Here is a 23,416-nt window from a genome sequence, read left to right on the forward strand (position 1 = left end):
AGGGTACCGTGTATCGAATCATGAGCGTTTTCCACTGATCTGACCATATCGACAAAAGACTCCAAAAGCCAAAAGCATCCACATACCCATTTTTACGCGCTTATCCGTATTATCCCCACAGCTCAGAGATTACACTTTTTTTCTTTGCTAATCTCGTTGCCAAATCGGAAAAATGTCAGCAATTCGCACAAAGATACCCATAAAAAAAAGCCCTCCCCGCATTCATTATGTCGGGTTCAGGCATGTTCTCACTTCATTGCTTACGTGATCAGGTCGTGTTCCTCACACGCCTTAACGAGAATTGAAAACACAAACTCCGCTCCAGGACGTCCATGATCCTCAAGACCGATGCGACCGCCCATCAATTGGACCAGATTTTTGCAGATAGCCAGCCCCAGACCCGTACCGCCGTACTTGCGAGTCATGGAGGAATCCGCCTGGGTGAACGGCTCAAACAGCATGCTCCTCTTTTCCTCGGGAATGCCTATACCCGTATCCGTTACGCGGAATTCAAGCTCCTGCATCTCCGCCTCGCTGTTCAGATGCGATACGGAGACATGAACACCGCCTTGTTCGGTAAATTTCACTGCATTTCCGACCAGGTTAATCAAGATTTGCCGCAGTCTAGATTCGTCTCCAAGCACACAATCGGGAACCATAAGATCAATGTCGTAGGTGATCTCGAGCGATTTGCGGCGGCACTCGGCATAAAACATCTCGAACGTTTCGATTAAGCAGATGCGAAGATTGAGGAGATCCTCTTTGACCTCCACCTTGCCGGACTCGATTTTAGACAGATCCAGAATATCGTTGATCACATGCAGCAGAGCGACCCCACTACGTCGGATCGTCTCTGCATATTCACGCTGATCACTGCTGAGGTCGGTCTCTACCAGCAAATCGGCCATCGCGATAACTCCATTCAGCGGCGTCCGAATTTCATGGCTCATTACCGCCAGAAACTGCGATTTTGCCAGTGCCCCCTGCTCCGCCTCTTCCTTAGCCTTCTCCAGCTCCCGCGTACGTTCATTCAGAAGCTCGGTTTGCTGCTGAAGCTTTTTTTGCGCTACATACATGGCGACGAAGCCCTCAATCTTCGACTTTAATATTCGCGGTACGAACGGCTTGACGATGTAATCGATAGCCCCGACGGAATACGCTGTGAACGATTGCTCCTGTTCATCGGGCGCCGCGGTAACGAATATGATCGGAACCGTCCTTGTCTTTTCGCGTGATTTAATCCATTGCGCCGTTTCGAAGCCATCCATACCCGGCATATGAACATCAAGCACAATAACGGCAAATTCATACTTCAGAAGACACCGCAGCGCTTCCTCACCGGAAGCTGCTTTCACTAAATGATAATTTTGGTCTTCCAGCACCGCTTCCAGAGCCAGCAGGTTTTCTTGCTGGTCATCCACGAGCAGAATGCGAATCGGTTCGTTCAAAAGGCCCACCTCATTTGATCTTACGGAATATTTTATCTTCATTGACCAGAGCTTCATATTTTTGCGCATGCTTTGTAAAGGTAATCGATTCCTTATGCCCCAACACCAGAATACCCGATGAACTTAAGCTCTCATAAAACAAGTCATGTACCTGGTTTTGCAGCATCGAATCAAAATAAATCAGTACATTACGGCAAAAAATAACATGAAACTCGTTAAACGATCGATCCGTGACCAAATTATGCTGGGCGAACACAATCTTCTCCCGCAGGAAGGGATGGAACGTGGCCGCATCCCCCGAAGCGTTATAGTATCGGGAGAAATCGTCTTTTCCTCCGGCACCCAGGTAATTTTTCGTATATCCTTGCATTTTTTTTAATGGATAGGATGCTCGCTCCGCGACATGCAGTACTTCTTCATTAATATCGGTTGCGTAGATGCGGGCCCTGTCGTACAAGCCCTCCTCATAAAGTAAAATGGCCGTGGAATACACTTCTTCTCCTGTAGAGCAGCCAGCATGCCATATACGGATGGACGGCGCAGCTTTAAGCAGCGGCACAACCTGCTCACGAAGCGCAGAAAACAATGTCGGGTCACGAAACATCTCGGTGACATGGATAACCAGATCTGCGATTAAGCGTTCCATACAGTCACGGTCATGCAGTATTCTCTCCTGCAGCCCCGAAATGGTTCCCAGTCTTTCCGCATGGATACGATGCCATATCCGGCGTTGTATCGAAGGATAGGCATAATTACGGAAATCATAACCGTACCACCGGTAAAGGCCTTCCAGCAGCAGACTGATTTCAATCCGCTCCCGCTCCTTATCCTTCGGCTCCTTGCCCTCGTCCCGGGCAGTGTATACCGCATTTTGTTTCAGCAGCGCACTCATGTCCTCAGCCCCTTTGTTGTCCTTTCCGCCGTTTATTTGCACAGCCAAACCCTCATGAGCGAAAGCAGTTGTTCCGTATGAACCGGTTTCGTAATATAGTCGGAGGCTCCCGCCTGTATACATTTGTCACGGTCGCCCTTCATGGCCTTGGCTGTCAATGCGATAATCGGCAGCTTGTCGAACCGCACGTCCGCACGTATCGCACGCATTGCATCGTAACCGTCCATAACAGGCATCATAATATCCATAAGCACAATATCAAAATCCGGCTCACGGTCGAGGAGCTCCAGCGCCTGCTTGCCGGTTTCCGCGAAAGCGACCTGCATATCCAAACCTTCAAGAAGGTTAGAAAGCGCGAAAATATTACGGATATCATCGTCAACGAGCAGTACCTTTTTGCCCGTAAATACCGCTTCGAAGCTGTGCAGCTTTTGCAGCACCAGCTTCTTCTCATCCGGTAGGCGCTCTTCCACCCGATGGAGGAACAGCGAGGTTTCATCCAGAAGCCGCTCCGGGGACTTCACGTCTTTAATGATGATGGATTCAGCGTATTTTTTTAAACGCAATTGTTCCTTCTTATCAAGCGTCTTGCCTGTATAGATAATGATCGGCAAACGCCGCAAACCTTCATCCACTTTGATTCGGTCCAGCAGTTCGTACACGGACATATCCGTTAAACCATAGTCAAGCACCATACAATCGAACGGCTGCTCCGAGATCGCTGCTAACGCTGCCTCTCCGCTGGAAACGCCAGTGATGCTTATATCATCGTGTGCGATCAGCTCGATCAAGTTGCCGCGGTGCTCCTCATCAGGCTGAACGATGAGCAGATTGCGAAGGTCGCGATTCAGGAACGATTGAATGTGTGCAAATGCCTGCTCAAGATTCTCCCTGCTCGATGGTTTCTTCAGCCAGGCAATTGCCCCCATGGACAGTCCCTGATGAATTTCATCCACAACTGAAATAACGTGTACCGGAATATGGCGCGTTTCGGAATCGTTCTTTAACTTCACTAGTACCGACCAACCGTCGATGACGGGCAGCTGAATATCTAGCAGTATTGCATGGGGCCTGTACCGTTTGGCAAGCTGCAGCCCCGTATCACCCTGCAGCGCTACCAAGGCCTTAAAATTACGGCTGCGCGCCATATCTAGTAATATCGCGGCAAAGTGGGCATCGTCCTCGATGATCAGCAGCACTTTATCGCCTTCTTCAATCCGATCCCTGTCATCGGAGAGATGATGGCCTGTCGTCAAAACCTCGGATTTCTTGGGATCATAAGCGGCATGTGCCTGCAGATCCACGGCGGGGCTCTGCGTCTCCTTGGCCGCAGCCGCGGCAGGAATGCCGGCGGATGCGAATTCTTCGAAGCTTTGGACGGTTTCCATCGGCAGGTACAGCGTAAAGCGGCTGCCGCTGCCTTCCTTGCTCTCAAGCTCAAGGGATCCACCCAGCAGGAAAGCCAATTGACGGCTGATCGACAGCCCGAGTCCAGTTCCTCCATATTGACGACTCGTCGTCCCGTCCGCCTGCTGGAACGCTTCAAATATCATCTCCTGCTTCTCGGACGAGATTCCAATACCCGTATCTTCTACCGCAAAGGCCAGCATTAGTTCGGATTTCTGAGCATGACGTATTTCGAGCACCACACCGCCGCTGTGAGTAAATTTAAAAGCATTGGAAAGCAAGTTTTTCAATATTTGCTGAAGCCGTGAAGGATCTGTCTGGATGCTGGCGGGAAGGTTCTCCCCCAGTCTGATTTCATATTGAAGCTCCTTGCTGAGAGCAACCGGATCGAACGCCTTGTGCAGAGTGTCTGCTATTTCCTGAAGCAAGACCGGTTCTGAATTCACTTCCATGCGACCGGATTCTACCTTGGCCAGATCGAGCACATCATCAATCAACCGGAGCAAATCACATCCGGAGGAATAAATGGTCTCCGCATATTCCACTTGTTTACTGGACAAGCGTCCTTCTTTATTTTCCTTTAGCAGCTGGGATAAAATCAGAAGGCTGTTCAGCGGAGTCCGAAGCTCGTGCGACATATTCGCCAAAAACTCCGATTTATACCGAGAAGCCAGGGCAAGCTCAAGCGCTTGTCTCTCAAGGGATTCTTTGGCTAGTTCGACTTGTCGATTGATCTCCTCCGTTTCCTTGATCTGCACCTCCAGCTCCGCCGTTTTGTTCATAAGCGCTTCGTTGCCCTGCTCTAGCTCCTCCTGCTGACGCTGCAGCGCCTCTTCCGAGGCTTTCAGCTCTCTGGTCTGCTCTTCCAGCTTCTCATTTGAAGCTTTAAGCTCGTCTTGCTGAGACAATAGCTCTTCGGATTGGCTCTGCAATTCATCGTTGAGCGCTTGATGAATCCGCAGCAGCTCCTCAATTCGGATCCGCCCCTGAATACTATTGAGCAGAATGCCAAATAACTCAGCCATTTGTACAATCATTTTTTGCTCTATCTCATTAAAAGAAGCTAGTGAAGTCAGCTCAAATGCGCCAAGGATCTGCTCGTCATATTTGATCGGCTGAATCGTAAGGGTCATCTCTTGAAGCTCGCCGAAGGAGGAGCGGATTTTGCCGTATTCTCCCTTATATCCTTCCACGCTGATCGGCTGACCGTCTTTGGCGCACTGGCCGATCAGACCGGAACCAACCTCCAGCTGTTTGTCGGCATCGCTTTCGGATCGTGCGTAAACCCCCATGAGGTCCAGCTTTCTTTCGGCCCCCGATCCTTTAATCACATATAAAGCGCCGTCATGCGCGCCAACAATACGCACAAGCTCTGATATAAACGCTTCACCGATCTCCTCAAGCTCATCGATTTGCTGAAGATTATAGTATACTCTGGACATTTCCGTTTGAAGCCACAGTGAATCCTCATTGATCTTGTTCAGCCTTCGCTCGGTAATGGCCGATTGTTCAATCTTATCGACCATTTCATTGAAGACGACGGCCAGCCGCCCGAATTCATCATTCGTGGTAATCGGGATCCGATACGATAATTCAGCCCGTTTCGCGTTTGCGAAATTCGTGATCATGGTGGAGAGAATATCAAGTCCGCGGTTCAAGCTGAAAGCGATCCAGTACATGATGCCCAGACCAATCAGCAGACCGATCGATGTTATGACTGCAGTGGACATATACGCTTCTCGGTTATCATCCAGCACTTGGGAGACCTCGTTGTTCAGGGCCTCCTCTTGATAATCGCCGATTTCCCTCATACTGAGAAAAAATTCCTCCTGGAGAGAATTTCCCGTCTGCCTCTGTAAATCGTCTGCCTCAGTTTTGTTACCTGTTTCATACATCCGCAGCACTTGATCCTTGTATTCTAAAAATTGACTGCCTTTCACTCTCAGCTCCACAGCCAATGCCCTTTCTGTCGGGTCTGTAAACAAGGTGTTCATTTGCTGCATTTGAGAAGAAACTAATTCGGAAGTCCGATGTATAATTTGAATATTTTGCCGCTCGCTTTCCGGCAAATCCAGCTGGACCAAATCTGCCAACGCCTTAGCCAGAACCGAAGCGTCATTTTGAATTTGGGTGCTCAATTGCACCTTTTTGTAGCGATTTTCATAAACCTCCTTCATGCTGAAATCGGAATCATTCATCCGATTGATGCCGATCCCCCCTACAACAAACAACACTAGGAGCATGATACTATACCCCAAGTATAACTTCGTCTTAATCCTCATTGCCTATTTCCCTCTTCCATTCTGAAGCTTGTTTCTACGTGTACCGCTTCCTTACTTGGCTGTAATCAACACCAGGCAGATATCATCGCTATACGTTTCCTGATCATTGGGCTGCAGCAGGCTTTCCACAAGCTTTATCGGATTATGCTCGCCGCGAATGCGACTATGCAGCCGCAGCGCGAGCAGATCTGATTCCGGGGAGTCCTCCGGGTGATCCTCCGGCAGTGGCAGCGCCTCCAGCAATCCGTCCGTGTACAGCACAACCCGAATTGGATTCTGGTAAGTGAACGTGCTCTTGGTAATCTCCATCTGATCGAAAAAACCAACGGCGCAGCTTCCTTGGCCAAGCTCAATTGGCGCCTTCCCTTCTTCAAAAAGAAAGCCGGGCGGGTGTCCGGCATTAACGTACTCAATTGTTTTGTCCTTCGTATCAATGAGCAAGTAAATGGCCGTAAAATAATAGCTAATCGAAGGATTTTTATGATTCAGTTGCTTCATATATCGATTCAGCTCCGCGATAACGAATTCCGGCGAAACGAAACGGGTAATCGTATCCTGAATGACCGAAGAAATGAACATGCAGACTAGAGAAGATGAGATGCCATGGCCCATGATGTCGAGAATTATCGCGCCATGCCGGTGATCGTCGACTCGGTACCAAGCATAAAAATCACCAGCCAGCTCAGAGGAAGGATAATACGCGGCACTGATTTCGAGGAGCTCCTTCTGCAGAGGCGGACTCAATACTCCGCTCTGCACTTTTTTCGCCAGCTCCAGCTCCTCGCGAATGCGGGCCTCGTTATGCTTGTGCCAATCTTTTTCGTATTTCAAGCGAAGAGCCACGCGGATGCGGGCGATCAACTCGACCTTGTTGACCGGCTTCATCACATAATCGATCGCTCCGGCCTCCAATGCTTCCGCCAGCTTATTAGAATCACCGAGAGCGGTCACGATGATGACCGGAATATCTTTGAGTACTTCATCCTGTTGAATGCGGCGGCAAGCTTCTATCCCGTCCATCTCCGGCATCATCATATCCATCAAAATCAGGTCAACGGGCATTGCCCCCGTATGGGCATGCTCGTTAAGACGATTAAGCAATTCCTGCGCCGAAGAAGCCTTCCAAATCGATTCGTAACCTGCGCTTTTTAATATTTTTTCAATAACGATAATGTTGACCGGGTTATCGTCTACGATGGCAATGTTCATGTGATGGTTTCCCCCTATAGGTTCTAAACGCGTCCAATCCGGCTGAAGTCCGTTCCTTCAATTATAGCGATTTTTATAAATATGTAACCATAATTGGCTGTTTTGAAACAGCTCGAGCCATGTTTCAGGAAAGAAAAATGAGGTTAAGAAAAAATAAGCAAAAAATTAAGGAGGGATCCAGCATGAGCTTGAGAACAAAAATCAGATTGGTTAACGATGAAGAAGCCGTGATCAGGGCCATTCGCGGCTTTCGTGAAGAAGGGCATTCCTTAAATGAGATTTATGTTCTGGCACATAATGACGAGCAAACCGAAGGGCTCAGCCAATTAACGGATACGAATACGATTGGCATCATGGAGGAAGGCATGGCAACGGCTTTCGCCAACCTGTTCCGCTCTCGCGGCGACCAGCTGCGCGCCAAACTCGAAGGCCTCGGCATCTCAGCTTCGGAAGCAGACCGCTATGAGTCTGAGCTGGACAAAGGCCGCATCATGGTGCTTGTATGGCTTGAAAACGATACCCGCACGCTGGAACGAGAGGAGGAGGATGCGGCCCGTCGACACGAACGCGTGGAGGATGTAGCCATCCCGCCGATGGGTATTTACATGGAGGGTAAACGGGGGGCCGAACGAACAACATAATGATACAGCAAGCAAGCCCTTGACAGGACTCTCACGATTCCTGCTCAAGGGCTTGCTCTGTTGCAGCATGCTCACCATTCCGTAACAGTGCCATCCTCATTCCGCCAAACCGGGTTGCGCCAACGGTGCCCCACAGCCGCCATTTCACGCACCTTTGATTCATTGATCTCCACTCCTAGTCCTGGTGCGGCAAGCCGGCGGACAAAACCGTCCTGATAATGAAACACAGCAGGATCAGCTAAATAATCCAGCAGGTCTGAGCCTTGATTGTAGTGGATACCTAGGCTCTGCTCCTGAATAAATGCATTGGGCGTGCAGAAATCAAGCTGCAGAGACGCAGCCAGCGCGATCGGCCCGAGCGGACAGTGCGGTGCTACCGCGACGTCGAAGGCCTCCGCCATCGCCGCAATTTTGCGCACCTCCCATATGCCTCCGGCATGACTGAGATCGGGCTGGATAATATCCACGCCGCCTTGTGTAAGCAGCCGCTTGAAATCCCAGCGCGTATACATGCGCTCTCCCGTTGCAATCGGCACACTGATGCCCCTGGTGATCTCAGGGATCACCTCATTGTTCTCAGGCAGCACCGGCTCTTCGATGAACATCGGCTTGAACGGCTCCAACTCCTTGATAAGCACTTTGGCCATGGTTTTGTGGACACGGCCATGCAGATCCACACCAATGCCTATGTCCCAGCCTATGGCTTCACGCACCGCTGCCAATCGTTCCACAGCCTCCTGCACCTTCTGCGGCGTGTCGATCCATTCCATCTCCGCCGTACCGTTCATTTTGACTGCGGTATAGCCTTCCGCCATCTTCTCTCCGGCTGCCTCCGCAACATCTATAGGCTTATCGCCGCCGATCCAAGCATAGACTCGCATTTTATCCCGGACTGGACCGCCAAGCAGCTCGTATACGGGCACACCCAGCCGCTTACCCTTGATATCCCACAACGCCTGTTCAATACCGGAAATCGCACTGGTCAGAATCGGCCCTCCCCGGTAAAAACCTCCCCGATACAGCACCTGCCACAGGTCCTCAATGTGTCCGGCGTCTTTGCCGATCAGGTAATCGCTCATTTCCTCCACTGCGGCGCGCACCGTATCGGCTTTCCCTTCGACGATCGGCTCCCCCCATCCGACAATGCCGTCATCCGTCGTCACCTTCAAAAACAGCCAACGCGGCGGGACTTGAAAAAGCTCCATCGATTTGATTTTCATCCAATGTCCTCTCCCAGGTTCATTTAATGACTATATTCGATCGTTAGCCTAAATGTTTTGGCGAAACCCCAACAGCATATCCTCCATATGGCTTTTCATCAACGTTCTCGCTTGGGTGGGATTACACTGTACAATAGCCTGCGCGATCAAGTGATGATAGGAGGCCGCCTTCTTGTCCATCCCCTCCCATTTCATCGAGCGCCTACGGCTGTCTGTAAGCAGATCGCTGATTCGCTCCAGCATGTGAAACATGACTTCATTATGAGATGCTCTGGCAATCAGCTCGTGAAACAGCAAATCTTCTTTAAAAAAGTTCTGCTTTTTTCGAATTTTGCGCCGCATCGTATCAGCTGTCCGCATAATGGCCTCCGCCTCGGCTTCCGTCGCTTTCTCGGCCGCTATCGCCGCCAGCTCCGGCTCGATGATCAGCCTCGCCTCCGTAAGCTGCAGCATGGTCGCCTTCTCGAGAAAATCAAGCGTTCTTTCTCCATCGCTGCCGGTCACATCGTTCTCGACATAGGTGCCTCTCCCCTGCTCCACTCGTAAAATCTTCTGCTGGCCGAGAATGCGCACCGCTTCACGAATAGATGATATCCCAACGCCAAGCTCCACTGAAAGCTGCTCCAGTGGTGGAATCTGCTGGCCGGGCTTCCAGATGCCGCTTTCAATTTTCCGTTTGATTTCGTCGTAAACGGTTTCATAAGTCAGTTTTTTGGTCATACTCAGGTTCGTCTTTCCCCTCCACATTCATCTGATGTTTAACATTATAATCACCAAACATCTGATGATCAATGATTTTTTTTATAGAAAAAACATCTGCCCCCCTTTATAAAGGCAGACGTTCAAAGTAAACTGGTAAGATACTGTAATCCTGAACACTCTTTTGCACCATTCCGAACGCGTTATTGAACCGGTACCGCCGGAAGATCGTCAAACATTTGAGGTGGCAGCTTTGGATTCGAAAGCAAATTTTGAATATTTGAAGCATTTGTCGGAAAGCTCCGATCAGAAAGCAATTTTGCATGAACTGATGACGGCTTACGGCAAAGACGTATGGAACTACGCCTATAGCATAACCCGTAAGCGGGATCAGGCAGACGATATCACCCAAGAGGTGTTTATTAAGGTATACCGCAATCTTTTCACATTCCGCTGTGAATCCTCCGTCAAAACGTGGCTGCTTGCCATCACGCGCAACATGACACTCGATTACCGAAGGGCGGCCTTTTACCGTAAAGTCACTTTAGTCGATTTCCTCACGTCTTTCGGCGAGCAGGCGGCTACCTCGCAGCCGGAGAAAGAGGTCATAGAGCGTATAACGGTTAATGAGATGTGGGAGCTGGTGCTGAAGCTGCCCGTCAAATACAGGGAAGTGCTGATCCTTTATGCGCATCATCAGCTGTCTATGAAGGAAATGGCAGAGGTCCTTGGCGTAAGCGAAGGAACAGTGAAATCGAGGCTGTACCATGCCAGGAATAAAATTTCGAGGATGAAGGAGGGGCGGGGCCTTGGATCTGATGGACAATGAGCTCAAGAACAAACTGGCTGATGAACCGCTCACTGAGGAAGGGTTTACCGACAGCTTAAGACAACGTATCGAAGCACGCATAAACGAAGAGAGTATCAGACCAATGCCTTGGAAGCCATGGCTCGGCGCCACCTGTGCCCTGCTTGCGTTCATGGCTATGCTCCTGCTCGTCGACGGGCAACGTTTAACCTCCCTCCTGCGTTTTAACCAGCCTACGTTCGAGGATCATACCCAGCATGCCGGCGTGCGGCAGCCAGTAGAGGATCATTGGGAGTCCTCCATTCGTTCCGCGCTTCTCCTTGGTTTGCGTACGGACCTTCCCGCAACCGGCAGCAGGCAGGAATACAGCACCTATCGAACTGTACTTATCGCTCCGGAACACAACCGGCTGCAGAAAACCGCGGAAGGCGAAGGCATCCTGATGCCTTACAAAATGGACTTTTGGAAGCTGGGTGGTCAGCGGCTGATGACGGAGGAGAAGGAGGCTCGGATGATTACCGCCGCCAAAGCGGCGGCGAAGCCAAAATTAGAAGCTGCACTGGCTTCCGCGGAATCTATTGCCAAGCCGTTCAAGTTGTCGGAGAAGCTCCTTTTTGCCGGGAACCGCTATATCACCGTTGCTCAAACGGTGCAAACCCAGGACCCTGCTTCCGGGAAGCCCGTCAAGTACGAGTACGTGTGGGTCAAAGAGCTGCTGCATATTGCCCCGCCCAAGAGAGAGATATCGCTCAAGCCGTTGGAAGAGCCCCACGTGTCATTACGCGGGCTGCTGGCCGCCTACGCGGAGCCGATACTTCAAGAGCTGCAGCCTACGCTGCCCTCCCAGCCGGGAGAATCGGAATCGGCTGCCGGAGTCCCGGATACGTCGGGGGAAAGCTGGACGATCGTTCGCAAGCAAGGGCAGTGGATCGCACAGCTAGCTGACTATGGTTCGGCGGAGAACCTCACCGGCACCTTGGGATACCGCCTGAAGGATGTGCCGATTGAATTACCTTCATCTGTCGTCGCTCATGACAAGTTGGCCGTTTCGTGGAATGAAATCAAACGTCTGCAGCCGTCGGCTGTTGATGTCTTCACTTCACCGAAACATGATTTTGTGGCGGTCGTTACCGATCGCAGCATCATTGTCTACCCTTATATCGACCAACTGATTCCTTCCCAGCTTATGACGATGCCGCTTCAAGCGAATGAATCTGTCGTCATGGCGCAGTGGGCGACGGACCAATACGTCGAGTCATGGAAGCGGCAGGCAAAAGCCTTTCTAGAGCCGCAATGAAAGGGCCGCAGCGGTTATGGCTTCTGCCCGTAGTCCACATGGCTCTCAAATGACGGCGTTTCCGGCACGATCATGATATGCGTTTGCCCTTGCTGGAAAGCTGCCTCGCGACCTTGATCATAGAAACGGATCGGGTCGCTTGCTTTATCCCGCTTCCACTCCACTTTCTTCACCTTGCCCCGTTGGAACAGAAGAGCCGGGCCGTTTCCGGTCAGCTTGACGTCCAGCCTTCCGACATTATCCAGCGTATGATGCTTCGTGCCCATAACGATCACACTGGCCGCACTCAACTGTTCTTTGTTGTTCAGATCGATATGCTTGTTTCCATTAATCGATCGTTTGTACGAACGGCTTGCTTCATCAAATTCATAGGACACCTTATAGCTCTGCATCAGGAAGGTAATGTCCACTTTCGGTGCATCCTCCGCGTCTGTAGTCATTGTCTCAACGGCTCCCGTGCCGTCCTTCACAAAGGTGTATACCGGATGGGTCAGAGGGTTACCTGTAAAGCCTCGTTCGTTAGCAGTCTCACGTATTTTCTCCAGGTCCGTATATAGATTATGGGGAGCTTTACGAGAACGATCTCTCCAAAAAGCAGAACCGGCATTCGTAATTTCATCAAGTGCGGCGATCCGCTCCTTCTTCAGCTTCTCATAACCGTCAGGGCTCCCGCCCGCGTGAACTTGAATAGCCCCGAATGATTTACCAATTTCAATAAAATAAGGACGGATGCTTCGCACCGGTCCAATCGGCTCTTTAGATATACTGCTTTGGAAAATACCGACGATCCGGGTAATTTCACCTTCAGCCAGCACCTCAAGCAGCATATCTGCTTGCGTCAGCCCGCTTTGCGGCCTTGCTTGAGGCGCGTTATTGATCATCACCATGACCGTTCTGTCCTCGATTTTCCGGTCGCTCGGCATTCCCGTCAAGGGAGCACGGAAGGCGGGTTCCGCTTTTACAGGGGGAACAGGCGGTGCCTCTTGCTCCAGAACGACCGGCTTGACGGTGTCCTGCAGCACTCCCTCCGAAATCTGGCAGCCGGCTGCTATCCAAGTCAAGCATCCTGCCAGCAGCACAAGCCCTCCCTGCCGCCCTATACGGCTTAGTTTCCACTGCTTTTGTTTCATATCCGTCACCTCATCTGCTTGTCCTCTACTAAACTATATAGTATCAAACTCACTTTTAGAATCGTATTTTTCAAATTCAGACAAAAAAAGGCACCTCTCCTTACATTAATATCGGAAAGCGCCGCAATTTTATTTCCTGTTTTTTTCTATGATTATATGGTTTTTTTTGCAGTTTACTGAACTTTAAAATACTGTAACGATAAAAAGAACCTTATATTTCCCATAAGAACAGGGAGTTATAAGGTTCTCTGCATTCAGCTAAACATCCAACAGTTCAGACCTAGTGTTCCATATTGATATTGTTGATGAAGAAGCGTTGCTTTCCGCTTCTCATCAGCTGCTCCCATACTGATCAGCAAAGGGGCGAAATGTTCTTTCGTCGGTACGGCCAAGCTTGCATGAGGGGCTTGGCGTTCATAATCGAACAATGCTTCCAGATCCCAGACAAGGATCCTTTCCGCTAGCCATTCATCAAAGGTTAGCGCCCAGGCCTCCAGCTTATCGTGGGTCCAGTTCAATTTGGATAAATTGTGCGTAGTCCCCCCGCTTCCGATAAGCAAGTAGCCGTCTCTCCTTAAATCCATTAATGCTTTTCCGATTCGATACTGCTCTTCGGGAACGAGTCTGGCATTCACCGACATCGACACAATAGGGATATCCGCTTGCGGATACATGAGGGAAAGCAAGGACCACGCACCGTGATCCAAGCCTCTCTGATCGTCTATATCACAATGGATGCCATCCTCGGACAGCATGCCTTGAATGTCCAAGCTGAGCATGATGTTACCTTTTGCCGGATAGGACCATTCATAGAGCTCTTCCGGGAAGCCCCAAAAATCCTTAATGGTCTCAAGCCTTGCAGCGCCGGAGATCCGTTGTGTCTGACTCTCCCAATGCGCACTCCATATAACAATCCCTGCCGGAGCAGGGAGGGTTCGACCCAGATTTTTAATAAATCGGGTGTATGGATGGTTTTCCGTGACAAGTGTAGGCGTACCATGGGCCATGAAAAATGATGGATACATACGTATCCCCCTAACCTTAGAAGATTAGCAAGGCCCAGCTGCCCGAATTACAACTGCTCCCGAACCCAAGCTTCCAGCTCGTTCAGTGGCCTAAAACCAACGTTTGAACCAACCTCAACGCCATCTTTAAACAACTTCAAGGTCGGAATGCTCATCACTCCGTAGTTTCCTGCGGTTTGAGGATTGTCATCGACATTGACTTTGGCAATCGTAAGTGCATCTCCAAGCTTTCCATTCAGCTCCTCAAGCACCGGCGCGATCATTTTGCAAGGTCCGCACCAAGGCGCCCAAAAATCAACCAGGACAACGCCCTCTTTCACAGTGTCTTTAAATTGTACATCATTCACATTAACAATGGCCATCTTAAACCACTCCTATTATCTAATTTATCGAATGAATACGAATCTATGCTTTAATTCCCCAAATCCCCGTTAATTCAAACGGGACGGGGGCTGTAAGAGAAAATCCGTCTCTAAACGGTTTTTCTTCATCCGTTTGTCCGCTTGATCCGCGGTGGATGCGGCCAGCTTATTGCTTAGCTCTTCGAACCACTCCCGATCCTTCGCCATCAAGGCGATTTCAATCAAGGATCGCAGCGGTGTCTCGCTGGTCGGCTCGAACACGGGCAGCTTATTGACCTTGGATAGCTTGGCTTCGGCCGAATCACCGACCGTTTCTGGACGGTCGCATTGAGTAATCCGAATCTTGATCAAACCATTACCTTCCGTTGATTCCACAAATCCGATAAAGCGTTCGTCCTCCATCGTCGTGCCGCTCACCCAATCGCCTTCGTTCACTCTCAAATCATTGACCGCTGCCATAAAACTATCCCTCCTAATAATAGTATAATCTGATACAATTATAGTAACAGTTTGTACACAGAATAACGCTACTCTTGTTCGTCCTTCTGCGCCTCCCGTATTCGGTTTAACACATCTTGAATCGTAATATTAGACAAAAAGGTCAGCATTTGCTCCTCGGCTTCTGCAAAAATATGATCCATCACATCAGCCATATTGCATGCCACTATACACTCTTCTTCTTCATTCCCGGAGCACCACGAAGGTTTGAGAGAGCCGATCGAAGTAGCGCGATACATTTGCGCCAAAGTGACCTTAGTCGGATCACAACTTAGTGCATATCCTCCACCGGTGCCTTCTTTCGTAGCTACATAGCCTTGCTTCTTCAGACAGCTCATCACCTTGCGCACACGGGCAGGGTGAGTGCAGACATTACTTGCAATCATATCGCTGGTAGCCATATGATCGGGCCGATAAGCAAGCAGCACCAGACTGTGTACCGCAATCGTAAATTCACTGTTCACGCCTGGCGTCCTCCTTCGTCGTCTTACTGTTATTATATTTATTACAGATCATTTTGTCAAGTATGCCCCTGAGCCCTTTTGCTTATGTAAAAAAAGCCGCCCCCGCATGATGCGGGAACGACTTTACCATGACCCTTATTGAAACATGCTGCCACGGGCATTACCGGTTTGCTGAGACTGCATGCCCATGGTGTTCATTTGTACAATCGTTTGCTCCAACTGATTACACATTTGTGATACCTGTTGCATTTGCTGAATCGCCGATTGATGACCTTGAAGCGCCATTTGAATCATTTGAGTCGCCTGACGCTCACGCTGTGCAAGCATTTCGAGCTGCTGAGCATTTTGCTGCTCTTGCTGCAGCATTCTTTGATAATTCATACTCGCTTGTTCTGTTTGCTGGATCAGCTGTCCGATCGTTTGCTGGCAATGGTTCAATTGGTTGATGACGTTGTGCATGGGTTGAAAATCCTCCTAAGGTAGGTTGTGTTAAGTCCCATTCTATTGTGTATTAACAGTCCTAAAATTATACAAATATAAAGAAAAAAGCCGGTCTCACTCCCATCGGATATGAGCCGGCCTTAATTTTTTCACTTCTTACTTAATATCGTAAAATTTATACAAATCGTCCAGCAAAATGTTCGCGGCCTTCACCCCTCCAGCGGTATTCCAGGTCACGTCGTTTACTTTAAACGCATTGCCGTTCTTCACTGCGTTCAAATTTTTCCATAATGGATCGTTAATCCATTCGTTCTCTTGATTATTTCCCTTCCCGTCTCCGGTCTCATACGTAAAATAGAACAATTTGTCCGCATCCACTTCCGGCAGACGCTCTTTGTTAATTTCAATCACGAACGTTTCTTTATCTTTAAATTCAGGGCGCGCAATACCAATCTGTGAGAAAATGATTCCCGTAAACGTATCATTCAAATAAATTCTGGTTTTTCCTGCCATAAAACGAACAACTGAAACTTTCTGACTCAGCTTATCTCCGGCTTTCGATGTAAAGTCTTCGATCCGTTTGTCGAAGGCTGCGATGACTTTATCGCCCTCTTCCTTCTTGCCTACAGCTTCCGAATACAGCTTAAAATTGTTTTTCCATTCGCCGCGAAGCGCTTCAGAGAATACCGTCGGAGCAATGGCATTTAACTGCTCATATATTTTTTCCTGGCGCATTTTATTACCGATGATCAGATCCGGCTTAAGCGCGGCGATCATCTCCAGATTCGGCTGGTGTTCATCACCGACCACTTGAACACCTTCCATGTCGGTTTTAATATGATCGTACCAAGGGTTTCCAGTAAAAGACTTCACTGCGGCAACTGGCTTAACTCCCAATGCCAGCAGAGCTTCAGTTCCTTCATTCGTCAGAATGACGACCTTCTTTGGGTTCGCCGGCACCTCGGTTTCGCCCATCGCATGCTTGACCTTATACGGACCTTCCGATGCCGCAGCTGGCGTGCTTGGTTTGTCTGCCGGAGCAGCAGGCTGGGCAGACGGGTTCGCCCCGCATGCGGTTAACCATACGGACATCAGCATCATAGCAGCTAATGAAGCCGCTGTTTTCCATTGAAATGATTTACGTGTACTCAGCATTGAGTGAACCTCCCGAATAATGTATATGGTTGATAATGATTATCATTAACAAGGTAAATATAATAGGGCTTGTAAAGATTGTCAATCTTTTTTTTGATAATGATTATCAAAGTCATTGACAGTTGATAACGATTCTCATAAAATGAAGTTGTTCTGTTATTCATTAATTCCGCATCATTCAACATATCAGGAAACAACGGGAAGCAGGCTAATGTTCATGCGCACAAGACTACATAGTAATCTTTCCTTCAAAATCGGGGGGTTGATTGCCGCCCTGTTGCTGCTCGCTGCTTTTATGCTGGCGAGCGTCATGTTCGGAGTCAACCATTATTCCTTGAGCAGCATCATTGCCGCCTATACGCAGCATGACGGATCGAATGAGCACATCATCATTCAGACGGCCCGCGTTCCCCGCGCGCTTATTGCCGCCGTCGTCGGTGGGAGCCTGGCTGTCGCCGGGGCATTGATGCAAGCGATCACACGTAACCCGCTTGCTTCTCCCAGCATCTTCGGCGTGAACGCCGGTGCGGCGTTTGCCATCGTACTGGCCGTCTCTATTTTCGATGTATCCGGCTTAAGGCAATTTACATGGATCGCCTTCCTTGGAGCTGCCGTCAGCTCGGGCGCAGTCTATTTCTTGGGTTCAATCGGACGGGATGGCTTGACTCCCATCAAAATCACACTTGCCGGATCAGCCATAACCGCTTTCTTTGCCTCTCTTACGCAGGGAATCCTTCTGGCTGACGGCAAAGCGTTCGATCAAGTGCTCTTCTGGCTCGTAGGTTCCGTCGCCGGACGAACGATGGAGATGCTGCTGTCGGTGCTTCCCTATATGCTGATCGCAATGGTAGGCGCGCTGCTGCTTTCTCCTCATATTAATGTTCTGTCGATGGGTGATGACGTGGCCAAAGGATTGGGACAGCGCACCATTCTGATCAAAGCCGCTGCGGCTGTCGTCATTGTGCTGCTTGCCGGCGGCTCGGTTGCAGTAGCTGGTCCTGTCGTTTTTGTCGGCATCATCATACCGCATATTGCCCGTTATCTTGTTGGCATTGATTACCGTTGGGTGCTGCCTTATTGTGCTGTGCTGGGCGCCCTACTCTTGGTCGGTGCAGATATCGGCGCAAGGTTCGTCGCGATGCCGAAGGAAGTGCACGTTGGGGTGACCACGGCGTTAATCGGCGTTCCCTTCTTTGTGTATATTGCCCGCAAAGGAGGTCAGCTGAAATGAGCGGAGCCAAAAGTAAATACGTCTCTTTACGCGGCAGGGCCTATTCTTTCCTCATCAGCAAAAAAGCGCTGGCTGTAACGTTCATTCTATTACTGGCCACGGTAGCAGCGATGATTCTCAGTACAGGGATAGGTAGTGTGTATATTACGCCTGCAGAGGTTGTTCGCTCCGTTTTCGGATACGGAGCGGATACGAGTGACACGATTATTCGCTCTCTGCGTCTGCCTCGCGTCGTCATCGCCGTACTTATCGGAGCTTCTCTCGCGGTATCGGGAGCGATCCTGCAAGGAGTCGTGCGCAATCCGCTGGCTTCCCCGGACACCATCAGCACGACCGCCGGGGCAACTCTCGGGGCCGTAGCGTTTTTCTTCTTTTGGTCAGAGAAAGCAAGCATTCAATGGCTTCCTTTGTCCGCAGTTGTAGGAGCCTTTCTGGCGACGCTTGCCGTATACTCACTCTCATGGAAAAATGGCGGAGTTACCCCGCTGCGTCTCGTCCTGATCGGGATCGGCTTCACGGCGGCGATGAATGCTCTCTCCTATATGCTTATGATTTCGGGACCAATCATTCTGGCGAACAAATCACTTACATTCATGACGGGAAGCATATACGGTGTCTCTTGGGAAAAGGATGTGCTTCCGCTTCTTCCTTGGGTTCTCATTCTACTGCCGCTGGTTTTTGTGTACTCCCGGCATATTAACATTCAAGAGCTCGGCGAGGATGTGGCACGCAGTGTCGGCAGCGCCGTTCAGCGCCAGCGCATGCTGCTGATGCTGCTCAGTGTCGCGCTCGCAGGCGCCGCCGTTGCGTTCGGGGGTGCCATCGGTTTCATCGGGTTAATGGCACCGCATATGGCGCGCAAACTGGTAGGACCGGCATTTGGCGCTTTACTGCCGGTATCCGCACTCATTGGAGCGCTAATCCTACTGCTCGCAGACCTTGCAGGCCGATCGCTTTTTGCGCCGCTGGACATCCCAGCCGGAGTGTTCACTGCCTGCATCGGTGCCCCCTTCTTTGTTTACTTGTTATATCACAGCCGAAATCAAGGATAATGAATCTAAGTAACATCCTTGTCAATAAAGCGTTGAATAAAAAGGAGAAGATTCCCATGACCGCCATCCAATCAAATGACCTGTGCCTCAGCTACGGTGAAACATGCATTTTTCAGGACCTGAATATCTGCCTTCCCAAAGGAAAAATTACCGTGTTTATCGGTGGCAACGGCTGCGGCAAATCGACGCTTCTGCGTTCGCTGGCACGTCTGCTGACCCCGCAAAGCGGGCAGGTCGTTCTGGACGGCAGCAACATCGCTACCTTGAAGACAAAAGAGGTAGCGCGGCGTATGGCCATGCTACCGCAAGGTCCGGCGGCTCCGGAAGGGTTAAGCGTGCTGCAGCTCGTCAAGCAAGGACGTTATCCATATCAAAATTGGCTGCAGCAATGGTCCAAGGAAGACGAATCAATGGTTCGGCGAGCGTTAGAGCTTACGAACATGAAGCATCTCGCCGAACGTTCGGTTGATTCCCTCTCCGGCGGTCAAAGACAGCGCGCTTGGATCGCCATGACACTGGCTCAAGGAACCCCGACCATTTTGCTCGACGAACCGACAACATACCTGGACCTTGCGCACCAGATCGAGGTGCTCGACCTGTTATACGATTTAAACATACAGGAACAGCGCACCATTGTTATGGTGCTTCACGATATCAATTTGGCTTGCCGCTATGCCGATAATGTAGTGGCCATTAAGGACAGGAAGGTATGGGCTGAAGGAAAGCCTAAGGATGTGGTATCGGAGGAGCTGATCCGCAGTGTGTTCGACTTGGAATGCCGTATTATCGAGGATCCGCTGTTCGGTACTCCGATGGTTGTCCCTTACGGCAGAGGCAAAAAACCAGAATTTCGCCGGGTCGCTCCAGGAATCGGCATGATGAATGAGACGACCATTCCGGCTTTCGCATAAATCATCTTTACAGCGCTGAGCTCCTATCCGAGCCTCAGCGCTTTTTAGATTGCGGAATGCTTTTGGATTCATGACTTTTAGGCTCAATGGGGAAAATACAGCCAGGGAGTTCAAAAAGGAGGCTAGTGGCTTACTATGAATTTGCTGACGTATTATCTCCAGCAATATGGATTGTCTGCCGTGCTGGTTATCGGCCTGATTTTAGCCGTATCTTTCGTTTATAAATACTGGGATAAAATCGTCATTAAGGGCAGCGGCAGGAAATGAACCTTCGTACGTGGATAGGGGCTGGGCCAGCTGCCCGTCATCAAGCCCCTACTCATCCAATGGACATCGCACCAGATGCTAATTTGAGCACAGCCGCTGCGGCTATACTTAAGATCAGCAAACAGTAGAACAGCTTGACCATCGTACCCTCCGGCCTCTCCTCAATCGACCAATGCCCATTCACCGTCAACACAAAAATAGCTGCGAATGTAAATAGAATGACATTTTCCCTTTGTTTCGAACCACTGATGAAGCTTATGAACAAATGAAAACAGATTAGAGAAATAAATAATTCGTTGTACACCCCACGATACTTTTCTGTTGCCCTGTTTAACGGGGAAATAGAAAAGAAAAAGAGACTTAAAAATAATAGACAACCTAAATAAACAAGCATTCTTGAGATGGCATCATGCACGATCATCCAATGAAAGAGAAGAAGATACGCTTGAAATAAAATCAGCTTTACTACATCGTTCATGCTCTCGTTAGTCCGGAATCCATACATACGATATCAACTTCCTTATCTTTACTGAAATTGATCTATTTATATATACATACTCGCAGCATGTCCTTCTTATTCTAGTTTCTATTAAATCACCATCCTATCAACCGATTGACCAAAGCCTCCCCTTCGACCTCCCGATTAGGGGTTTTTTTGTTATTTTTGGGCCTAAACCAGGAGCATGTCACAGAGCTGACAAGAACAGACGTAAAATAGCCCGATCGGGTAGTGTTAACCCTATCGGATTCAAGATATATTCAACCTATCACACCATACCCAACAGGAGGATCCATTCATGAAGAAAATCTCATTCACACGTTTTGTCAAATTTTCAACCGTACTTATGATTCCTTTACTTCTATCGGCCTGCATCACATCGAAAGCCGAGGAAGCTGGAATGGGCTGGAAGCATAACATGCCGATGGAACCTGAAGCCGGTGAATGGAAGGCTCTTGAACTTCCAGAAGGAAATACGTTTAAGGTCGACACTCCCCCTGCCAATGATTCCGATATCACCAAAGCCGAATTGGATGAGCTCCATCAGATGGCGAGCCAGCGTAACGAGGAAGATATCAAGCTGATCAACCACTGGGCAGGTGGAATCGTCAGTCCGAATACCCACTGGCTTGCCGTGACAGAGCAGATGGTCAAAAAATACAATCTGTCCCCACCGGCCGCAGCGAGAGTTCATACCGTCGTATCCGGAGCGATCTACACGGCGTCAACCGCAGTATACAACGAGAAATACCGATATCTTCGCCCGCGTCCGACCGATCTGGATCCGACATTACAGCTTCCTGAAGGGTTTAAGGTTCCTCCTCACCCCGCCTATCCTTCGGGTCACTCCGCTACAGCGAAAGCAGCAAGTACGGTTCTGTCGTATATGTTCCCTCATGAAAAGGACGTTTTTGAGAAAATGGCGGCAGACGCCAGTATTTCCCGATTGAAAGCGGGTATTCATTTCAAAAGCGATATTGTCGCTGGTGAGCAGCAAGGAAAAGCTGTTGCTGAAGCGATCATTGAAAAGATGAAAGACGATCATGCCCCTCTTCAATTTATGGAGGCGGGACACGGCCCAGCGGGGCATTAACCTCAAACCAATAATTCAGCACTGCGCCAAAGGATTAATTTATGCAAAAAAGCCGGAAGGATGGGGGCCATCCTCCTGATCATACCCCTGTCAAGTAGACATTCAAAAAAAGCTATGCTGCCAGCGCGTGCCGATACTCAATCGGTGCGCGCTGTTTGAGTTTAGCTTGAAATCGCTGATAGTTATAAAAGTAAATATAATCTTCAATGGCTTGATGTATTTCGGATTCTGACTTAAACTGTTGGAGATACAACTTCTCTGTTTTGAGATGCGAGAAGAAGGATTCGAAGCATGCGTTATCCAGGCGGGTTGCTTTGCGAGAGTGGCTGCCTTTAACGCTGAATGCTTCTAATCGTTTGTTGTACGCCTGAGACGTGTACTGGAAGCCCTGATCCGAATGGAGCACGGCCCCATAAACGTCTCTTTTTCTTGTCCACTTCTCCAACGTATCCAGCACGAGCTGCACATCGTTTCGTTCGGATAATTACCAAGCTACAATCTCATTGTTAAACAAGTCCTGAATGGCGGACAGGTAATAGAAACATGTGCCATCTGAGATATACGTGATGTCGGTGACCAACTTCTGCTAAGGACCTATGGCATGGAACTGACGCTGTAATCGGTTCGGATAAATGACGGAAGGCTTGTAACTGAAACGTTGTCGTTTCTTCCGAATGACGGATTGTATGGATAGTTCTCTCATCAATCGCCATACTTTCTTTTGGTTAACACGGTATCCTGCTTCCCACAAGGCGTTCATCATGCGAGGGTATCCGAAATATGGATGCGTAGCATGAATGGCCATCATACGCTCCTTCAACTCGTGGTCTCGTGCTTGTTTTTCTACGCGCAACGAGCGTGTTTTTCGCCATTTGTAATAGCTGGCTCGAGGTATACCCGCGATATGTATGAGGAGGGTAACACCGTGTATGCTACGTAAATCATCGATTAGTTGGTAGTGATCTTGCTGCTCGACATGGCCTCCTTTACCAGATTTGGATACCGCTTTTTTAGGTAGTCTACCTGCGCGCTCAGATCGTCCCGCTCTTCCTCTATACTAGCGAAGGATGTACGAAGACGCCCTTTTAACGGATTACTGACGCCTTTACGCTCATCAAAGCTGTCTCCGTTTCTCCACTTCTTTACCCACACCTTTAACTGTGAACAATTACGTATTTTCATTTGGTCTGCTACCGCCTTATAGCTCGAAGATCCCTCGATATATGCTTTAACCGCAGCTATCTTAAATTCTTCTGTATACGTCTGAAAGATCTGCCCTTTTTTAGCCATAAAGAAATCCCCTCCAAGTATTCACTCGTTCCTCATGATAACATGACGGTTTTATTGAGTGTCTACTTAAAGGGGATAATACTACTGGTTTCGGC

The 23,416-nt window shown here is 49.4% G+C and carries 25 protein-coding genes; 8 read left to right on the top strand and 17 right to left on the bottom strand.

Annotated elements, in window-relative coordinates; translation table 11 throughout:
- Positions 1-260: 260 nt before the first annotated feature.
- From JOE45_RS12830 to JOE45_RS12845, 4 genes are read right to left on the bottom strand one after another with little or no spacing between them, the layout of a single operon-like run.
- A complete protein-coding gene (locus JOE45_RS12830) occupies positions 261-1,457 on the bottom strand; it encodes an ATP-binding protein (protein ID WP_348632598.1) in 1,197 nt (398 codons plus the stop codon).
- A gap of 1 nt (position 1,458) precedes the next feature.
- Positions 1,459-2,340 (bottom strand): CheR family methyltransferase, encoded by an 882-nt coding sequence (locus tag JOE45_RS12835; protein WP_210023314.1) that lies wholly within the window; start codon positions 2,338-2,340, stop codon positions 1,459-1,461.
- A gap of 32 nt (positions 2,341-2,372) precedes the next feature.
- Entirely contained in the window at positions 2,373-6,029 is a 3,657-nt protein-coding gene (locus JOE45_RS12840) for a response regulator (protein ID WP_210019834.1), read from the bottom strand.
- A gap of 51 nt (positions 6,030-6,080) precedes the next feature.
- The gene (locus tag JOE45_RS12845) at positions 6,081-7,238 is read right to left on the bottom strand and encodes a PP2C family protein-serine/threonine phosphatase (RefSeq protein WP_210019833.1); all 1,158 of its coding nucleotides are present in this window, start codon (positions 7,236-7,238) and stop codon (positions 6,081-6,083) included.
- A gap of 182 nt (positions 7,239-7,420) precedes the next feature.
- Between JOE45_RS12845 and JOE45_RS12850 the strand changes: the two genes are divergently transcribed.
- Positions 7,421-7,879, top strand: a complete 459-nt coding sequence (locus JOE45_RS12850; protein WP_245246930.1) for a YflT domain-containing protein — start codon at positions 7,421-7,423, stop codon at positions 7,877-7,879.
- A gap of 71 nt (positions 7,880-7,950) precedes the next feature.
- Here JOE45_RS12850 and dgoD read toward each other — a convergent pair whose 3' ends face one another.
- A complete protein-coding gene (dgoD, locus tag JOE45_RS12855) occupies positions 7,951-9,099 on the bottom strand; it encodes a galactonate dehydratase (RefSeq protein ID WP_210019832.1) in 1,149 nt (382 codons plus the stop codon).
- A 48-nt stretch (positions 9,100-9,147) separates the two neighbouring features.
- A complete protein-coding gene (locus JOE45_RS12860) occupies positions 9,148-9,819 on the bottom strand; it encodes a FadR/GntR family transcriptional regulator (protein WP_210019831.1) in 672 nt (223 codons plus the stop codon).
- A 232-nt stretch (positions 9,820-10,051) separates the two neighbouring features.
- Between JOE45_RS12860 and JOE45_RS12865 the strand changes: the two genes are divergently transcribed.
- Entirely contained in the window at positions 10,052-10,627 is a 576-nt protein-coding gene (locus JOE45_RS12865; protein ID WP_210019830.1) for an RNA polymerase sigma factor, read from the top strand.
- Positions 10,608-11,903, top strand: coding sequence for a hypothetical protein (locus tag JOE45_RS12870; protein WP_210019829.1), 1,296 nt, complete (start codon positions 10,608-10,610; stop codon positions 11,901-11,903). Before JOE45_RS12865 ends, JOE45_RS12870 begins: the two co-directional genes overlap by 20 nt.
- A 14-nt stretch (positions 11,904-11,917) precedes the next feature.
- Here the strand turns inward: JOE45_RS12870 and JOE45_RS12875 are convergent, their stop codons facing one another.
- From JOE45_RS12875 to JOE45_RS12905, 7 genes are all read right to left on the bottom strand, one after another.
- Entirely contained in the window at positions 11,918-13,033 is a 1,116-nt protein-coding gene (locus JOE45_RS12875) for a DUF3048 domain-containing protein (protein WP_210019828.1), read from the bottom strand.
- A gap of 254 nt (positions 13,034-13,287) precedes the next feature.
- Entirely contained in the window at positions 13,288-14,058 is a 771-nt protein-coding gene (locus tag JOE45_RS12880) for a DODA-type extradiol aromatic ring-opening family dioxygenase (RefSeq protein WP_210019827.1), read from the bottom strand.
- Positions 14,059-14,105: 47 nt separating this feature from the next.
- Complete coding sequence (trxA, locus tag JOE45_RS12885; RefSeq protein WP_210019826.1) at positions 14,106-14,420, bottom strand: thioredoxin; 315 nt, start codon at positions 14,418-14,420, stop codon at positions 14,106-14,108.
- Between the two features lie 69 nt (positions 14,421-14,489).
- Complete coding sequence (locus JOE45_RS12890; RefSeq protein WP_210019825.1) at positions 14,490-14,879, bottom strand: hypothetical protein; 390 nt, start codon at positions 14,877-14,879, stop codon at positions 14,490-14,492.
- A gap of 68 nt (positions 14,880-14,947) precedes the next feature.
- Complete coding sequence (locus JOE45_RS12895) at positions 14,948-15,382, bottom strand: RrF2 family transcriptional regulator (RefSeq protein ID WP_210019824.1); 435 nt, start codon at positions 15,380-15,382, stop codon at positions 14,948-14,950.
- Positions 15,383-15,517: 135 nt separating this feature from the next.
- A complete protein-coding gene (locus JOE45_RS12900) occupies positions 15,518-15,841 on the bottom strand; it encodes a hypothetical protein (protein ID WP_210019823.1) in 324 nt (107 codons plus the stop codon).
- 138 nt (positions 15,842-15,979) lie between these two features.
- A complete protein-coding gene (locus tag JOE45_RS12905; RefSeq protein ID WP_210019822.1) occupies positions 15,980-16,978 on the bottom strand; it encodes an ABC transporter substrate-binding protein in 999 nt (332 codons plus the stop codon).
- 217 nt (positions 16,979-17,195) lie between these two features.
- Between JOE45_RS12905 and JOE45_RS12910 the strand changes: the two genes are divergently transcribed.
- From JOE45_RS12910 to JOE45_RS23865, 4 genes are all read left to right on the top strand, one after another.
- Complete coding sequence (locus JOE45_RS12910; RefSeq protein ID WP_210019821.1) at positions 17,196-18,209, top strand: FecCD family ABC transporter permease; 1,014 nt, start codon at positions 17,196-17,198, stop codon at positions 18,207-18,209.
- The gene (locus JOE45_RS12915; RefSeq protein WP_210019820.1) at positions 18,206-19,261 is read left to right on the top strand and encodes a FecCD family ABC transporter permease; all 1,056 of its coding nucleotides are present in this window, start codon (positions 18,206-18,208) and stop codon (positions 19,259-19,261) included. The genes JOE45_RS12910 and JOE45_RS12915 overlap by 4 nt, the downstream gene beginning before the upstream one ends.
- Positions 19,262-19,317: 56 nt before the next feature.
- Positions 19,318-20,172, top strand: coding sequence for an ABC transporter ATP-binding protein (locus JOE45_RS12920; protein ID WP_210019819.1), 855 nt, complete (start codon positions 19,318-19,320; stop codon positions 20,170-20,172).
- 135 nt (positions 20,173-20,307) lie between these two features.
- Positions 20,308-20,439 carry a hypothetical protein gene (locus JOE45_RS23865; RefSeq protein WP_280873783.1) on the top strand — a complete coding sequence of 44 codons (132 nt, stop codon included), beginning with the start codon at positions 20,308-20,310 and terminating at the stop codon, positions 20,437-20,439.
- A 52-nt stretch (positions 20,440-20,491) separates the two neighbouring features.
- On the opposite strand, the gene JOE45_RS12925 is transcribed toward JOE45_RS23865, so the two are convergent.
- Positions 20,492-20,917 carry a hypothetical protein gene (locus JOE45_RS12925; RefSeq protein WP_210019818.1) on the bottom strand — a complete coding sequence of 142 codons (426 nt, stop codon included), beginning with the start codon at positions 20,915-20,917 and terminating at the stop codon, positions 20,492-20,494.
- 319 nt (positions 20,918-21,236) lie between these two features.
- On the opposite strand from JOE45_RS12925, the gene JOE45_RS12930 reads away from it, so the two are divergent.
- A complete protein-coding gene (locus JOE45_RS12930; RefSeq protein ID WP_210019817.1) occupies positions 21,237-22,031 on the top strand; it encodes a phosphatase PAP2 family protein in 795 nt (264 codons plus the stop codon).
- Between the two features lie 112 nt (positions 22,032-22,143).
- Here the strand turns inward: JOE45_RS12930 and JOE45_RS24210 are convergent, their stop codons facing one another.
- The 3 genes from JOE45_RS24210 to JOE45_RS24220 all read right to left on the bottom strand — a co-directional run bounded on the left by JOE45_RS24210 (position 22,144) and on the right by JOE45_RS24220 (position 23,321).
- On the bottom strand, positions 22,144-22,488 hold the full coding sequence (locus JOE45_RS24210; RefSeq protein WP_461480193.1) for a transposase: 345 nt from the start codon (positions 22,486-22,488) through the stop codon (positions 22,144-22,146).
- A 129-nt stretch (positions 22,489-22,617) separates the two neighbouring features.
- The gene (locus JOE45_RS24215) at positions 22,618-22,851 is read right to left on the bottom strand and encodes an IS3 family transposase (RefSeq protein ID WP_461480194.1); all 234 of its coding nucleotides are present in this window, start codon (positions 22,849-22,851) and stop codon (positions 22,618-22,620) included.
- Positions 22,852-22,979: 128 nt separating this feature from the next.
- The gene (locus JOE45_RS24220; RefSeq protein WP_461479694.1) at positions 22,980-23,321 is read right to left on the bottom strand and encodes a transposase; all 342 of its coding nucleotides are present in this window, start codon (positions 23,319-23,321) and stop codon (positions 22,980-22,982) included.
- Positions 23,322-23,416: the final 95 nt, after the last annotated feature.

The sequence above is a fragment of the Paenibacillus sp. PvR098 genome (assembly GCF_017833255.1).
Lineage (GTDB): Bacteria > Bacillota > Bacilli > Paenibacillales > NBRC-103111 > Paenibacillus_G.